The sequence below is a fragment of the Endozoicomonas sp. ALD068 genome (assembly GCF_049310145.1).
In the GTDB taxonomy this organism is placed as follows: Bacteria; Pseudomonadota; Gammaproteobacteria; order Pseudomonadales; family Endozoicomonadaceae; genus Endozoicomonas_A.
The window spans coordinates 521,556-540,212 of sequence record NZ_JBLYNU010000004.1 but is presented as its reverse complement, the minus strand read 5'-3'; the positions used below and the strand labels follow the sequence as shown (position 1 = coordinate 540,212).

General features: G+C 47.9%; 3 protein-coding genes. All 3 read left to right on the top strand.

Going from position 1 to position 18,657, the window contains the following annotated elements; genetic code table 11:
* Positions 1 to 29: 29 nt before the first annotated feature.
* The 3 genes from ACO6V5_RS01760 (at position 30) to ACO6V5_RS01750 (ending at position 18,586) form a co-directional block, all read left to right on the top strand.
* Positions 30 to 6,281, top strand: a complete 6,252-nt coding sequence (locus ACO6V5_RS01760; protein ID WP_422411617.1) for a hypothetical protein — start codon at positions 30 to 32, stop codon at positions 6,279 to 6,281.
* 321 nt (positions 6,282 to 6,602) lie between these two features.
* A complete protein-coding gene (locus ACO6V5_RS01755; protein WP_422441917.1) occupies positions 6,603 to 12,728 on the top strand; it encodes a hypothetical protein in 6,126 nt (2,041 codons plus the stop codon).
* A gap of 71 nt (positions 12,729 to 12,799) precedes the next feature.
* Positions 12,800 to 18,586 (top strand): hypothetical protein, encoded by a 5,787-nt coding sequence (locus ACO6V5_RS01750; protein WP_422411854.1) that lies wholly within the window; start codon positions 12,800 to 12,802, stop codon positions 18,584 to 18,586.
* The last annotated feature ends 71 nt before the right edge of the window (positions 18,587 to 18,657 follow it).

Below are 18,657 nucleotides of genomic sequence, written 5' to 3'. Positions count from 1 at the left end.
ATAAAAGCACCCTACTCTGAGGCAGCAGAATGACAAATGTCGGCCCCAATGCATTAAGCCTTGCAGTGGCCATTGCAATCAGTTCTTCTGTTATTGGAACAGAGGCACTCGCTGATCGCAGGCTACAGATAAAATCTGTCGATATTCAGGGCAATAAACATGTGGAGTTTATCCAGAGTGAGGTCATGGTTAAGCCAACTTTGGATCATGACCAGCAGCCAATAGCCAAATCCTTTACCACCACTTACCCTGATCAGACTCAAGTCAGAGCAGGCTATGACGTTCCTTCCGAAGGCTTCACAGACGTTCTTTCTGACATCCAGGGTGGCGTTTCAACTGTTGATCAGTTTGAAACAGACGACAATGACGTTGCTCAGAAGTACACCAAAATCCTGAAGGTGGGTAATGAGGGGATATTCAGGTTCACCCATAACCTTGAAGACAGCAAACTGGTCATTGAAGTCAGAGATGGAATGACCCGTCAGGATTCAATTGAGGCTGTTCGCACTCAACCAGGTGGTATCCGACCATTGGAACCGTTAACAAAAGTCGCCAGTCCCGAGCAACTGGCCGGGGTGCTGAAAGGCGCGCATGAAAGAGCGGGAAATCTTGGCGAAGCTGATCACTATGTCACCCTTGCCGCCCTTACAGTAGGTGAGATTGAAGTGAACGGGCGCACTTTTATGCGTCTTATCGCTGCAGGCGATCAGCCTCCTGAACCGGAGCGTTTGGGTGAATCGCTCTTTGTCAATGATGAGGCGCTTTTCGCAGCAGCCACCTCTGCCTATACCCAGGTTTATCTTCTCGGAGAAGATTTACAACAGCGAGCTCTGGATAAGCTCTTCTACTACAATCAGCCTCTTGGCTATGTTGTCACTGTCGAGGATGACACTCAGGCTTATCCTGTGCCTTGGGGTTATCCAAAACTGGAACTGACTGAGGCTACGGGAAAGGTTATTGTTTTCCGTGGTCAGAAGCAGAATCCGACCGATCTCACTTTTGTGGAAAGCCTCTATGCCCCCTTGGATGGATTCGACCTTAATGATAATGACCACATTGCACAGTTTAAAAAAGGTAAGGTCAAAAGCTACCAATACGTCATTCGAAGCAGGCAGATGGAGCTGCTGGAGAAGTTTGCTGCTGATTTAGCTATGCAGCACGATGCTGAACTTGAAGAGGATAAAATGGTATTGCTTGCGTACTATGAATCTGTTCAGCAGGCATTAACCATTGCTACTTCATACGGAACCGATGAATTTGAACTCAAAGTAGGACATGTCGGTGCTGCGTCATCGGCTATTGCGCCGGGCTGGATGTTGTTTCAACTCGAAAAACGCTTCAGTTTCAAACCCGCATTCAAGGATCTTCTGACGAGTCGACATTTTCTTCACAACGTTCAAAAAGGTACAGACTTTGTCAACAAACTGATGCAGCAATTTGCTATTGGAGAAGATACAACATTTGTTAAAAAAGTGATGGGTAATATGGCCCGTCAGCATCTTGAGTTAGAAAACACGCCGGAAGAGCGGCGGGCAAAAGAGGCCCAACTCGCCGAGCTGGACACGCTGAAAGAGCAGCTGGCAAAAACGGCCGAACTCAACGAGCAAAACAAAAAATCACTTCACGCAATGTCGGAAGCCGTTGAAAGAAGGGCTATTGCCATTGAACATAATGAGATAAAGCTCAGAGTAGAGGAGCTCGAACAGAGACTTGAGGATAATATTGAACTGCATTGTACCAAACTGAAAGATCTGAAAAATCAGAATCAGATGCTTCAGCAGGAAGTCGATCGAATTCCATACCTGAAACAAGAGGTGCTTGACGTTGCAGCAAAAACCATAAGGGCTCGCAACACAGAACTGGCAATAGAGCTTGGCATGGCTGACTGGGATGATACTCAGCCACCCGAAGAACAAACCAGACTCATCAAAAATAAAATCCATGAAAACAATCAGGCCAAAGCCGCAACATTTACTGCAAGTGGACAGCCTGATAAAGAAACTGTAAAAGCAAAACTGGCAGCCATTGAAAGCGAGCTCAGTATCACCCCGGTCGATGAAAACAATCTGGATGCCCGCTTTCAGTCTATTCAACAGCATATGCAACATCAGGCAACACTGGCCAATGAGAGAACCCGGCGCAGACTGGCTACCATTGAAGGTCAGCTCGGTCTGAGCCCGGATAACGACGCTGACCTTGAAGCCCGTCACTGGGCCATTCAGCAGCGCATTCGGCAGCAGGGATCGGAGGTGTTTCAACATCTTCAGCAACATTGCACCAGAACAGATACTGCAAAAGCAGCTGAAATCAAAACCCGCTTCGCAACCATTGCCGCACGTTTAGACATTCAGGATTTTGATAGCGATGCAGATATTGAGACTCAACAAGAATGCCTGCTCGAAAAAATCAAGACAATGAATGTCCAACCAGAACGCCTGCATCACAGTACTCAAACAATCAATAAACAACAGGACTCAGAGAATTCTTACACCAGGCCCGAAAAACCTGCTCTGGCAGCGCCCCCTGGCCAAGACCAGAGTGAGCTGAATGAAGTCATCACGACAGAAGAACTCAATGCTCTGAGGTCAACAATGCATTCCACGCTTCTCAGGAATGCAGCACTGGAAGAGCAACTGAAAGACATCATCACACCAGGCCAGTCCAGAGCCACGCCTGAAGTTCTTGAGACACTTCGTGCCGCAGAAAGAATTCTGCAGCAGAGTCACATCAATGAAAGGGAAGATATATATTACAATCGTCAGATCATTTCTGAAGACATACGTCGATACATCTCTGAGGCCAGACAGCGGGAAGAGTCAGGGGCCTGGATCATATTGCAACTCCTGGAAGACAAACTCGGCATCGGTCACAGAGTCAGTGAAAGTGATAGCACAGAAGCAAAACTGGCAAGGGTTCGTACAAAACTTGATGGCGGTGATGTCTCAAATGACCAATTGGCTGACATAGACCAGCTTCTCCGGATGGCAACTGACAGGCCAGATCTGGAGGGTGATCCGGTGCCAGTGGATGCCTTACTCTCCGATATTCGTGACTGTCTCAACTTATTGATCAACGAATCGGATCAGCGAGCCAGAAAACGACAGGCAAATCAGCTTATCGCTTTGGAAGACGCGCTAAATATCTCACCTCAACATCGGGATAAAGAAGTGTTCAAAGCGGGTCAGCCTGAGGTTAATGAGCGTATCGCAGCCATCGAGAATGAGCTTGACAGACAAATGGCTCGCCTGGGACCCAAGCCCCGATTCGTCCTTGATCGTGATGTCGCCTTGGCCAAACGAGAAATTAAAGGAGCTGAAAATGATCTGGCAGCTTTTCATCACAAACTGAATAAGCTTCGTGGCAAAAACCTGGTATTTGCGGGGAACCTTGCTGATCTCCAACATATCCCGGATACAGAAAACCTGGCTCTCAACCAGAGAATGAAAGAAGTTCAGATCGAGTTGGGTCTGGCTGCAAGTGACGAGCAAACCACTAAAGAGCGACTAAAAGACATCAGGCATTTCCTGCAGGAATGCAGTGCAGAAAAACGAGATGAAATCCTTGGGGAACTGAGAATCAAATCAGGTCTGGACATCCAGACAACAGGTGACCCCGGTTTAGAGGAAGCATCTGATTATTTGATTGCCACCGCATCCTGTGCAGATTCTCATGGTCAGAACGAAGACGATGAAGCCTTGGGTCAACTGCTTTATAACAGGAAAAGGTACACTCAGCTCACAGACTTCCTGCGTGAACACGACAGGAAAAGTATGAAAGTGGCCGATGCAAAGAATGCACAAGAGTATCTGGAGCGTAAAAAATGCGAGGTTATCGATCCAGGAGACTTCGATGAGCAGGCTAAAGCCGAACGGGAAAACGAAATGGCCTGGCTGAATTTAGCCCTTGAGCAATCCAGTGATGCGGTATCAAAAGCAGAAACCGCTCTGACGGATTTTCATAAAGCGGTTCTTGAAACCACTGAAAAAGACGTGGGTCTTGAACCAGCCCCTGCTGACACCCTTGAACAAAGGCTTAATGCCCTGAGAAACAGAAAGGTAGAGTATGGAGGAAATGATGGTTATGGTGGCACTGTCCGACACCTGATTCAGGAACAGGCTGATCTGCAAGGCAAGATTGAATTAAGGAAAGCAGACATTGAGAGAATAAAAGGAGTCCTTAAGGCTGCAGAGCAAGCTGTCGACAGTGACTCTGGTCCCTTCCAGTACACGCCGAAACAGGTAAAAGTTTTGGACACTATCCGTAAATTCACGCAGCAGCACCCTCTCAAAAAACAGGCTCTGGAAGCCGCAATTGGCCTGGAAGAAGCGGCAAGAGAAAGCGGTAAGTTGACAGTGATGCTTTCGACTTTCAATTTTGACGATGATTTTGCAGCGATTCGCATGCAGGGAATGGTCGGAGACAAAATTACGTTTGCACAAGCCGGTCGGATTGTGGAAGCTTTAAAGAGCCTGAAGACCTTCCCGAAATCAACTCTCAAGCCTATTTCATTTCGACCTCAGAGTGCCATCGAACATGTCGAATCTCTGTCGTCTTGGGCCATCCATCAGAAAAAAACAGGGGCCCAACAATACGACGATGTCATTAGCGACATGGGCAAAGCGGCCATTCACTTCGTAGAGCATGAACCGGGGGACCTGAAAAGCTTCCCGGAATACTTCGCCAGCCATTCTGCCAGTGGTAACAAGATTATGACTTTGCTCCGTGAAGGTTTAATTAGCAAGGTTGAACTTGAGAACTACATAAAGATCATCAGAATTATAAAGCCCGTCAAGGGAGGTGCCCCCGGTTATCCGGCACAAGGCGAACTTGGTTACTATATGAGCCACAAACACGGCGTCGACACGCACCACTTCTGGAGGGCTGTCAGGACGCTGTCCGAAAAAGGCGCTGAAGAGTTTATGCACAGCGCCTTTATTCCCGTGACCGTGACTGCAACCGGGTCGACAGGTATGAAAGAGTCTGTTGCCGGTATGAAGGAGTACGCAACAGCTGTTATCGCCAACTACGTGCTGGATGATATTGCCTTTGACAATGGCCGCAGGACAGCAGCATTTCTGGCCAATATTCAGGATACCCTGACACCTTACGCCAATGCTGCCGGAATATTGGAATCAGAACCGATCAAGGTTATCCATGACAGATTGATGAAGTCTCAGGCCACCGCAGTTGAGCTTCAGCTAAAGGATTACTGGGTCAAACCTTCAGCCTCTCTGGTACAGGCTGTCACCTGGTACTACATCAGCTACAAACCACTGCTGGCATCGACCAAGACCTGGGATGCTGTCGAAGTGTCCCTGTTAAAAACTCTGTGCATCTACATTCTGGATCTCACCAACAGGGGGGACTACATGCACAGAATGATCATACCTTTTCAGCACTGGTTGGAACACTATGGTATTGATCTTGACCGAACCGGCCAATATGTCTATCACGGCGGAGTTGAACAAGTCTCTGAAATGCTTGGGCTGGCCATGCCCTTTGGCAGGACCGAATCCTCACTCATACTGCAGGCAACCGGCGCTATACTGTTTACCAGACAAGACCATGCTAACCCGCATATGTATCGCAGTATTACCCGTCTGGTGCCCGAAATAGTAAAATCCATGGGTTCCAGGCAAGGGGTTCAGGTACCTCTGCTGCACCGGGCGACACCTCAAAAAATAAAGACTCTGGCCTCGGCCACAGCTGGTCTGGTGCTGGGTCCGGTAGCCACTTTCGGAGCATACGTTCATAGACTTTTATCCGGAATCACCTATGCACAAACCTTCGGATTCGTATTGGCGTCAAGCCTCACTTTCGACTTTTTTATGAACGACAACAAGATGCTCACTCAATGGCTGGGTGGACCTCTTGGACGTAGTCTTGACAAAATTAATCGCTGGTGCGGCCTGGGTGAAACGTACAATGAGTATTTGCAGCGTACCGCTATTGCTTCGCCTCAGGGCTTCAGTGAAACCGATGAAGAATATGCAAGCCGTGTTAAAGCCAACAACATCATGTATGGCTGGACGCGGCACGAAAATTATCTGCAGTTCCGTGAACGCCGTGATCGCACCGTGAAACTGTTTGAGAATGGCTGGGAGAAATACTTCCGGGAAAATGTACCTAAATGGTCGTTTTCTCATGCAGAAAGTATTCCTTACTTCTACACTCTCGGAGCCTTTTTCGAATCGCAAAAGAGCGATGATCAAAAATTTCACAATCATGATAAGAGAAACGCCCCTCAATCAGGCTTTCCACCAGCAGCCATGGACAATTGAAGCCATGGACAATTGACAGCCATGGGCACAAGTAACAGAACAGTGGCTTCCTCGCCTGATATGCACTTTTCACAGTAAAAAAAAATACTCACTCAATGGCTGGCTGGACCCGGCACGAAAATTATCTGAAGTTCCCTAACTATAAAACTGTTTGCCAATGGCTGAGAGAAATACTTCAGGGAAAATGTGCCTGAATGGTCGTTCATCCATGCAGAAAGTATTCCTTGCTTCTACACTCTTGGAGCCTTCTGCGAATGGCGACAGGGTAATGAGAGAAACGCCCCCTCAATCAAACTTTCTACCCAGCGCTGAGGTATCCGGATGACAAATGCCCGCCCCCGTGCATTAACCCTTGCAGTGGCCATTGCCATCGGCTCTTCCATCATGGCAACACAGGCACTGGCGACACGCAGACTTCAGACAAAGTTTGTCGGTATTCAGGACAATGGACAAGTGCAGCTCTACCGGAGTAATGTCATAGTTAAACCAACTCTTGATGATAACCAGCAGCCAATACCTAAATCCTTTACCACCACCTACCCTGATATGTCTCATTTCAGTGACGACTATATCTTTCCTACTTTTATAGGCGTTCTTCCTGGCATCAACGAGGGCGTTTCCATTGTTGATCTGTTTGAAACAGATAAGAATAGCGTTGCTCAGAAATACACCAGAACCCTGAAGGTGGGTGATGAGGGCGTCTTCAGGTTCACCCATAACCTTGAAGAAGAAGAACTGGTCATTGAAGTCAGGGCCGGAATGACCGATCGGGATTCAGTTGCCGCTGTGCTTGAGCAAATGGAAGGCTTCGAATCACTGGAACCCTTAACAAAAACTGCCTCACCCTACATACTGGACGAAGTGCTCGTAGCTGCCGGAAACAGGGCAGGAAAACTCGGCACAAGTGATCATTATGTTGCCCTTGCCACCATTGAAGTAGACAAGGTTGCAGTGAATGGGCGCACCTTCATGCGTCTTGTCGCTGCAGGCGATTCCCCTCCTGATCTGCAGCGTCTGGGTCAGTCACTCTTTGTCAATGATGATGTTTTGCTGGCAGCCGCCACCTCTGCCTATTTTCAGGTTCATGTACTGGAACGGGATATACAACAGCAGGCTCTTAATGAACTGTTAGCACACAGCAAACCGGTCGGATATGTTGTGCACGTCGAAGATGACACGCGGGCTTACCCTGTACCTGTCGGCTATCCAAAGCTGGAAGTAACAGAAGCGCCGGGGGAGGTTATTGTGTTCAAGAGTTATTCACAGTATCCGACCAATGTCGCTTTTATAGAAACCCTCCTTAAATTCTGGCGAGAAGCTGATGGTAAAAACCTGCCTGATGCAATAAAAGCACAGGTTAAAAGCTATGAAACCAGATACTACCAGTACATCATTCGGAGCAGGCAGATGGCAGTGCTGGAGGAGATGGCTGCAAAATACGAACATCACGATGGTGAATTTAGCCGGTATCCAATGGCGATGCTTGCATACTATGAATATCTCCAGCAGGCATTAACCAGTGCTACTCCCGATAGTGCCTCTCAATTTGAATTCGCATTAGAACAGATCACAGCCGCTTCGTCTGTCATCACGTCATCCTGGTTGCATTTTCAACTCGAAAAACACTTCGGCTTCAAGCCCGTACTTAAAAATCTTCTGGCTGATCATCTCTCTTTTTGGACGTTAATACCTGTTGTCAATGTGATTAACAAAGAGCAGCTTGATATTCCAGGTGACGACCCGTTTGCTACCAAAGTCATTAGCGACATGGCCAGACAGCTGCCTGAAATGTACAACTTAATGGAGGAGCTACATATAAAAGAAGCCAAAATCCTGGAGATCAACAATGAGTTGCAGCATGCAGTGGATACGCAGGTTGCTGGAGTAAAGGAAAAATTCGAAGCACTGGAAATCAAGGTACGAATCAATGATGAGCTTGAAAAGCTCCGTTTCAAACTGGCATCCCTGAAAGACCAGGAACAGAAACTTCGGCAGGAAAGTAAACGACTTCCAGCTCTGGAACAACAATTTCATAATGCCAGAAATGTTTACAATTCTGAAAAAGCAGCAAAGCTTGGCATAGGTGACTGGGATGATTCCCTGCCACTAGAAGAGCAAACCAGACGCATCATAGAAAGAATTAATGACATCTTCGCAGCAGTTGTCGCAACAGAACCGCGTCAGCAAGAAACTGTAGAACCCAGTCTGGCGGCTGAAGCCGAAAAAATAGCGGCAACCAAAGCTCGCTTTGCAACCCTTGCCGAACATTTAAACATTCAGGATTTTGATGGCAATGCAGATATTGACGTTCAGCTGGAATGCCTGCTTGATAAAATCGAGACAATGGCTGCGCAACAAAAAAGCCTGCTGCAAATAGTTGAGACATTGAATGATCAATTGGATATAGAGAATTCTTACACCAGGGCCAGAAAAGCTGCTCTGGTAGCCGTTTCTGGTATTGAGCTGAGTGAAGACAGCACGCCAGAAGACCGGAAGACACTGGAATCAAGGGTAAACTTCGAGCTCCACAGGCTTGCAGAACTGGAAGCAGAACTGCAAGACATCATAACCCCTGGCCACCCCAGAGCCAGGCCTGAAGTACTCGAGACACTGAGATCCGTAGAAAATGTCCTTGAGATAAATGACGTTGATGAAAACGATGGTGAGTACCTCCGTCGTGATGCCATTTCTGAGAAAATTCAGACATACATTGCAGAAACCAGCCAGAGGGCAGAGCAACAAGCGCTGGTTGCTCTGAAAACCGCAGAAGAAATACTCAAGATCAATGTCAACGAAGCTGATGACAAAGCAATCCGACTTGAAAGGGTTTGTACAAAACTTGACAACAATGGTGTTTCGCAAGCCACTCTGGATACCATAGAGCAAACCCTCTGCAAAGAAGACATCACACCTGCCGACCAAAGGGATCTGCAACGCGAGAAGCTTCATCGGCGTCTTACTTTTCATGTCCAGGAGCCGGACAGGCAAGCCAGAAGACAACAGAAAAAGCTGCTTATAGCAATAGAAGAGAAACTGCAGGTCGACTCCGTTGTAAAAAATGAGGCTATAGAAAAGGGTAAAGCCTTCCTTGCCAGGCTGGCCAATGATCTGGGGGTGAAATATGAAAACGATGCTCACATGACTTACAACAAGTATCAAATTAGCGAAAAAATTATGGCATTAATGGACGAAGTTGACGAAGCCTATGTCCATGGGGATGTCAGAAGAAACAGAAACAATGAAATTGCTCATCAACTCAACATTGACGACTATAAAGATGACGCCACCATAGAAGACCAAAACGTTCTAATCAGTAAAAAACTGCAACAGCTGGATCAAAAAGTATACCAGGCAGGTTTTGCTGAGGTTAATGAGCATATCACGGCCATTGAGAATGAGCTTGACAGGCAAATGGCCCGGCTGGGACCAAAACCCCGACACGTTCTTGATCGTGCGGTAGCCAGAGCCGAGCAAGCAGTAGAAAAAGCTAAAAGTGAGCTGGGGTCTGCTTATCAAAAACGGGATGCTATTGATGTCACACAGCTTTTGCTTAGCTTGAACCCTGTTGTCCGCCAAGGAATCTTGGATGAAGAAAAAGAAGCTCTCAATCAGGCAATAAAACAACTTCAGGTCGAGTGGGGTCAGACTACAAGTGATGAGCAAACCCTTGAAGAGCGAGCAAAGGACTTCAAGCACTTCCTGTTAGAGCGAAAAAAAACCGTAAAACATTTCCTGCGGAGTTTCAAAGGAAGTCGAGATGAAATCGCTCAGAAAGTGAAAGCCAGAATAGATCATGAAACTCAGACAACAGATGACACCATTTTACTGAAACAAGCTTATTCCTCCATTCATTCTGACAGCAATTATAGAGACAGGATTATTCACAAAGCAATCGATGAAATCGATGAGGTATTTGATGAACAGAGTTTAATCAGGAAAAAGTACGATGATGTCACAGTATTCCTGAATGAGCACGACAGGAAAAGTATGGAATTGACCAATGCCCGGCTTGAAGAGGGGAATGCGCAGGAGGGTCTGGTTGCTAAAAGACAGGAGATTATCCATTCTGGAGACATGGATCCAGGTTCAGCCCTGAAGCAGAAAAGTGAAGCTGTATCAAAAGCAGAAGTCGCTCTAACGGATTATCATAAAACAGCTCTTGAAACCGTCGAAGAAGCCGTGGGTCTTAAACCAGACGCTACTGCACCCCTGGAACAACGGATTGATGCCCTGAGAAACAGACAGTTACAACTGGGCAGTGAAAACGTTATCAGCGGCAAGGTCTGGCAACTGATTCAGAAAAGGGCCTCCCTGAATGATGAAATTGCAACCAGGAAAGCAGACATTGAAAGAGCGAAGGCTGCCCTGGAGGCTGCCCGGAAAGCCGTCAAAAATCAAGGCGGTCCCTTCCAGTACACGCCGAAGCAGGCAAAAGTTCTGGACGCTATCCAGACATTCACGTGGCAACAACCTCTCAAACGACAAGCTCTGCAAGCCGCAATGGGTCTGGCAGTAATAAACGGTAAGACAATACCCCATCTTCCGGATTTCAATTTTGACGATGAATTGGCGCCCATTCACTTGCAGACACTGGTCGGAGACTTAACGTTTAAACAAGCCAGTCGGATTGTGGAAGTCTTCAAGGCCCTGAAGAGGGATTACCTGCCCTCCCCTTCCCAGCCTGCAGAAGATCAGCCTATGAATATTCTGGAAGAAGTCCAGAATCTGGTACACAGGGCCAAGCATGAGATGGAAACAGGAGCACCAGAATACGATGACGATATTTATGCCATCGGCTTAGCAAGCATTCACTTCGTCGAGCGTGAACCAGAGGACCTGAAAAGCAGCTTCTCGGAATACTTCGCTACCCATTCTGCCACCGGTAACAAGATCATAGCTCTGCTGCGTGAAGGTCTGATCAGTCAGGTTGAACTTGAGAACTACGTGAAGGCCATCAGGGGCGCCTATGGTTATCAGACAGTGGCAGAATTTGAGCACTTCCTTGGCTACAAGCACGGCGTCAATGTGCCTCACTTCAAAGATGCCGTCCAGATGCTGTCCGACACGGCTGCCAGGGAATTCATGCGGGATGCCTTTACGCCTGTGACAGCAACTGGCCCGGTGGCTATGAAAGCGTCGGTTGCCGACATGACAGAGTACGCTGCTGCAGTCATCGCCAACTATGTTCTTGACGATATTGCTTTTGACAATGGCCGCAGGACGACAGCTTTCCTGACCAATGTTAAGGACACCCTGACACCTTACGCCAATGCTGCCGGAATATCTGAATCAGAACTGATCCGGGTTATTCATGGCACCTTGAAGCAGGCTCATGCTGCAGCGGTTGAACAGCAACTCAATGATTACTGGGTCAAACCTTCAGCCGCTCTGGTACAGGCTTTTACCTGGTACTTCTCGAGCTACAAACCGCTACTGGTAGCCCATAACGCCTGGCAGGCTAACTTACTCTCCCTCTCAAACATGTCGTTACTCTATCTTCTGGATCTGACCAACAGGGGGGATTACCTGCACAGGATGCTGACACCTTTCCAGCACTGGTTGCAACACTACGGTATTGATCTTGACCGAACCTTCCAATATTCCGAACACAATGACATTGAACAAGTCTCTGAAGTCGCAGGGCTGACAATGCCATTGGGCAAGGCCGCTTCCTCAGTCATTCTGCTGAGAACCGGCTCTATGCTGTTTGCCAGACAGTACAACGCCAACCCCCTCATGTATCGCAGCCTTTCCCGTCTGGTACCCGAAATAGTGAAATCCATGGGCTCCGGACAAGGGTTTCAGGTGCCGCTGCTGAACAGGGTGACACCACAAAAAGTGAAAACCCTGGCCTCTGCCACAGCCGGTCTGGTGCTGGGTCCGGTAGCCACTGTCGGAGCATACGTTCACGGTCTGGTATCCGGGTTTACCTACGCTCAAACCTTCGGCTTCGCTCTGGCATCGAGTCTCACTTACGACTTTTTTATGAACGACAACAAGATGCTCACTCAATGGCTGGGTGGACCTCTGGGTCGTAGCCTTGACAGGATTAATCGCTGGCGAGGCGTCGGTGAAACGCAGGACGATTATGTGAAACGTACGGCCATTGCCACACCTCAGCGCTATGTTGAAACCGATGAAGAGTACGCAAGCCGAGTCAAGGCAAATAACACCATGCATGGCTGGACTCTGCACGAAAATTATCTGCAGTTCCGTGAACGCCGTGATCGCACCATGAAACTGTTTGAGAATGGCTGGGAGAAATACTTCAGGGAAAAAGTGCCTAAATGGTCATTTTCTCATGCAGAAAGTATTCCTTACTCCTACACTCTGGGTGCCTTCTATGAGCAGCAACAGGGCGATGATCAGAAAGTTCAGGGTCATGACAAGAGAAATGCTCCTCAATCAAGCTTTCCACTTGCCGCCCCGGCAGACCACCCTGATTGAAAGCTGCTTTCACTCCGGTTGTGGCAATCACTTTTCACGGTAATAAGAGTACCCAGCTCTGAGGCAGCAGAATGACAAATGCCCGCCCCAATTCATTAAGACTTGCAGTGGCAATTGCAATCAGCTCTTCCATTGCTGCTACACAGGCAGTGGCCGATCGCAGGTTACAAGTCAGGTCTGTCGATATTCAGGGCACTGGACATGTGGAATTTACCCAGAGTGAGATCATAGTTAAGCCAACTTTGGGGAATGACCAGCAGCCTATACCCAAATCCTTTACAACCACCTACCCTGATCTGACTCGGGCAAGAGCAGGCTATAGGGTTCCTTCTGAAGGTTTCACGGATGTGCTTTCTGGCATTGAGGGCAGCGTTTCCAGTGTTGACGAGTTTGAAACAGACGAAAATTATGCTGCTCTGAAGTACACCAAAGTCCTGAAGGTTGGCAATGAGGGGGTATTCAGGTTCAGCCATAACCTTGAAGACGACAAACTGGTCATTGAAGTCAGAAACGGAATGACCCTTCTGGATTCAATTGCGGCTGTTCGTGCGCAATCAGGTGATATCCAACCATTAGAACCGTTAACAAAAATCGCCAGCCCACAACAACTGACCGGATTACTCAGAGGCGCGAATGAAAGAGCAGGAAACCTTGGCGAAGTTAATCATTATGTTGCCCTTGCCACCATTGAAGTAGATGACGTGAAAGTGAACGGGCGCACCTTCATGCGTCTTATCGCAGCGGGCGATGAGCCTCCCGGGTTGCAGCGCCTGGGTCAATCGCTCTTTGTCAATGATGAGGCACTTTTCGCGGCAGCCACCTCTGCTTATACCCAGGTTCATGTTCTGGGGAAAGATTTACAACAGGAAGCCCTGAATGATCTGTTTTCATATCATCCACCCGTCGGCTATGTTGTCAACGTTGAGGATGACACAAAGGTTTATCCGGTGCCTGCTGGTTATCCGAAACTGGAAGTGACTGAGGCTCCGGGTGAAACTATTGTGTTCCATGGTCAGAAACATAATCCGGCCGATATCGCATTTGTGGATGGCCTTTACGACACCTGGGCGAAAGGATTTGCCTGCACCTCCTCCTCTGAAACAGCAGTAAAGGTTAAAAAAGACAAGGTCAAAAGCTACCAGTACACCATTCGAAGCAGGCAGATGGCACTGCTGGAAGAGTTAGCTGCAGGGCACAATGCTAAACCTGACGGAGGTGGACAAACGACGCTTGCTTACGAAGATGAACTGAGAACACTGTCATACTATGAATATCTCCAGCAGGCATTGTTAACCAGTGCTAGTTCGGATGGAGTGGATGAATTTGAACTCACAATAGGACACATCGAGGTCACTTCATCGGTCGTCACGCCAACCTGGATTCATAATCAACTCGAAAAACACTTCAGCTTCAAGCCTGCACTTGGAAATCTTCTGACTAACCCGTTATTTATTCAGAATATTCTGAAAGTGATACCGGATGGCAGTCATACCGATCAGGCACAGACCGATGTTCCCGGGGACTTGGAAAAGTTTACTTCCAAAGTCATGAGAGATATTTCCAGACAGCTGATTGAGGTGGAAAGCCAACTGGAAGCCCAGCAGACACAAGAAAGACAAATGATCCAGCTTAGAGTCCACTTAAAACACGCCACGGAGAAAGACGCTGCCACCGAAACGGAAAAACCCTTAGCAATTGTGCTCAATCAGGGAATTGAGAATGGGCTTGCAGAGACCCGAAAAGCGATAGGAGAACTGCAAAACCAGTTAAATAAACTTCAGCAGGAAATCAAACGAACGCCAAAGCTGGAACAACAACTTTGTGATGCCAGAGAAGAGGCCAGAAAAACTTACAACAGCCGAAGGGCAGTAGAACTGGGTATTGATGACTGGGATGATACCCAACCACTCGAAGAACAAGCCAGATGCATCGAAAAAAGAATTGATCAAATCCATCAGACGGGGGTCGCAGCAATTACTGGAAAAGGACCGTTTTATGAAGAAGCTGTAAAAGTAACATATGCAGCCATTAAAGGCCGTTTTGGTCCTATCCTGAGCGATGAAATCGATCAGGGAGCCCTCTTTCAGTACATGCAACGACATCTGCAACGGAATACAGACCCCATCGATGAAGAGATTCGGCTGGCTGAAATTGAAGAAGAGTTCGGTCTGACTCCGAAAAGCGAAAACGACCTGGAAGCCCGTCACCAGGAAATTCTGCAGTACCTTCACGAGAAGGCGATTAAGCTCATTCAACAATCTGATCAGAATCGACAAGAGCAGGAAGAACAGAAAAACCCGTTACAAAAACTTCAGCAGATAACCGATCGAATTACAGCGCCGAAACAACAAACTCATGATGCCAGAGCAGATGCCATAAAAGCTCTCAATGCTCAAACGACAGAGGACCCCGGTATTGATGACCAGGACAATACCAGGCCACCAGAAAAAAAAGCCAGGCTTATCAACCAGAAAATTCATGAAATCAGGCAACCGGTTACCACAACATCAATTGCCCCAACCCCGGCTAGCACAGCGCCGGTTAGCTCAACAGCGGTTGCCGCAACGATGGTTGCCGCAACATCAACTGCTGCAACAGCACACTCTGGGGAAGACACCACACTGGACAACCGCGCCATCCTGGAGTCGACAATAAGAGACAAGCTCTCCAGAATTAAAGAGCTGGAAGAACAACTGGAAGACATCAGAACACCAGGCCACCCCAGAGCCATGCCTGAAGTACTCAAGATATTGAGTGACGTAGAAGAAGCCATGGAGATACATGACCCCAATCAAAACGAAGATGTGTATCTCCGTCGCCAGTCTATTTCTGAAGAAATGCAGGAATTCATCACAAAATCAAGAGAGTGGGCAGAGGAAAAAGCTGAGGACCTGCTGGAAGCCATAGAAGAAGTATTTAACATCGAAATCGATGAAGATGACGACAATGCAGCAAGACTTGCCAGGGTTCGTGCAAGGCTCAATGACGATAATATCCCGGAGTACATGCGGGATAAGCTACAAAATATCTGGCAGACAGACAACCTGCGTGTGGCCTTTGAGCTTGTGTACTTCAAAGAGGATCCCGAACCTGAAAGCCCTGATGCCCATATTACTTTTTCTCGTGGGAAAAAAAGGCGGCCAAAATGGCTTGATATGCTTCGCAGGTGTCTTACCTATAAAGTCGAAGAGGTCGATAAGCGAGCCATTGAAGGATATGGCTATTATCCTGATCTTACCGATGCAGAACGCAAACTGAAAATCTGCTCTGATCAAAACGTTGCAGCTAAAGAAAGAGGTCTGGCATTGACTGCAAAACTGGCCAGAGACCTGGAGGTAACCTTTGCAGAAAACCATGTCAGCCTGCTGCGTCGCCAGAAGTCTGTTCTGAGAGCAAAAATCCGTGAATTACTGAATCAAGTTCACAAAAACTATGATGATGAAGTTGCCAAAAGAGCCTGGAACAATGAAATGGCTCATCAACTCAACATTAAAGACTATCAAGATGATGCCATTATCGACCTCCAGACCGATCTGATTGATGAAAAACTCCGACAGTTGGATGTTGAAATTTTTAAGGCGGGTGAGCCTGACATTTATGAGCGTGTAGCCGTCATTGAGAATGAGCTTGACAGGCAAATGGCCCGCCTGGGACCTAAGCCCCGATATGTTCTTGATCGTGAGGTGGCCAGCGCCAGAGAGGAAATAGAATGGGTTGAAAGTGTGCTGAAGTTAAAACTGGCTATTCTTCGTCGCGATCAGAAGTTGTGTGAAGGGAGCCGCACTGACCTTCAGGTTCAGTTGGAAGCTGAGATTGAAACCAGGAAAGCAGACATTGATAGACTGAAAGTAGTCCTGGCGATTGCGGAGAAAACGGTCGAAAATGACGGTGGCCCCTTCCAGTACACACCGAAACAGGTAAAAGTTCTGGACGCCATCCACACATTCATGCAGCAGCACCCTCTCAGGAAACAAGCTCTGGAAGTCGCAATAGGCCTGGAAATATTTGCAGCAAACAGCAAGAGGCTGGTATATCTCAAGGGTTTCGATTTTGACGATGAATTTGCAACCATCCTCTTGCAGGCAGAGGTTGGCAAAGATCTGACGTTTGACCAGGCCAGCCGGGTAGTGGAATTCTTCAAAAGTCTGAAGAGGAACTTTCCGGTAAACCCCTCAGAGCCTTCAGAAGATCGGCACGTGAATATCCTGGAAGAAATTCAGAATCTGGTTCAAAGAGCACGGAATGAGATAAAAACAGGGGCTCAACAATACGACGACCTGATTAAAAGAACAGGCTCAGCAGGTATTCACTCCGTCGAGCATGAACCGGTTGACCTGAAAGGCTTCTCGGAATACTTCGCCAGCCATTCTGCCACTGGTAACAAGATCATCACTCTGCTGCGTGAAGGTCTGATCAGCAAGGTTGAACTTGAGAACTACATAAAAGCCGTCAAAAGAATCGACAGTTATCAGACAGTGGATGAATTTAAACACTTTCTTGGTTACCAACATGGCGTCAGATTGTCTGAGTTCGAGAGCCATGTCTGGAAACTGTCCGATGAGGGTGCTGAGGCACTTATGCAGCGTGCCTTTATGCCTGTGACCGTAATGGCATCCGGTCCGGCGGGAATGAAAGAATCGGTTGTCGGCATGCAAGAGTACGCAGCGGCAGTCATCGCCAACTACGTGCTTGACGATATTGCCTTTGATAATGGCCGCAGGACAGCAGCTTTCCTGAGCCATGTTCAGGATACCCTGACACCTTATGCTAATGCTGCCGACCTGTCTGAATCAGACCTGATCAAGGTTATCCATAACGCATTGATGCAGGCCCATGCCGCAGCGGTTGAGCAGCAGCTAAAGGATTACTGGGTCAAACCTTCTGCCTTCCTGGTACAGGCTGTCGCCTGGTACTTCTCCAGCTACAAACCGTTACTGGCGACTCATACCGCCTCGCAGGCTACCACGCTGTCCCTCTCAAACATGGCGTTCCTCTATTTGCTGGACCTGACCAACAAGGGGGATTATCTGCACAGAATGCTCACACCTTTCCAGTACTGGCTGGAACGCTACCGAGTTGATCTTGACCGAACCGGCCAATATGCCTATCACAGTAGCATTGAACAAATCTCTGAAGTGGGCGGACTGGCCATGCCATTAGGTAAAGCTGCATCCTCAGTCATTCTGCTGAAAACCGGCTCTATGCTGTTTGCCAGACAGCACAACGCCAACCCCCGGAGGTATCGCAGTATTTCCCGTCTGGTGCCCGAAATAGTGAAATCCATGGGTTCCGGACAAGGGGTTCAGGTACCGCTGCTACACAGAGTGAAACCACAAAAAGTAAAAACTCTGGCTTCTGCCACCGCCGGGCTTGTGCTGGGTCCGGTAGCCACTGTCGGAGCATACGCCCATGGTCTTATATCCGGGTTCACCTATGCCCAAACCTTCGGATTCGCCCTGGCGTCGAGTCTCACTTTCGACTTTTTTATGAACGACAACAAGATGCTCACTCAATGGCTGGCTGGACCTCTTGGACGCAGTCTTGACAAAATTAATCGCTGGCGGGGTCTTGGCGAAACGGACAATGCGTATTTAAAACGTACCGCTATTGCATCACCTCAAGGCTTCAGTGAAACCGATGAAGAGTATGCAAGCCGCGTTAAAGCAAACAACAGGATGTATGGCTGGACGCGACACGAAAATTATCTGCAATTTCGTGAACGCCGTGATCGCACCATAAAACTGTTTGCGGATGGCTGGGAGAAATACTTCAGGGAAAATGTACCTAAATGGTCGTTCTCTCATACAGAAAGTATTCCTTACTCCTACACTCTGGGTGTCTTCTTCGAGTCACTCTGAGGTCGTCATTCCCGCGAAGGCGGGTGTCGCAAAACTCCAACAGCTCGTTCTCATGCTCTAAGGTCGTCATT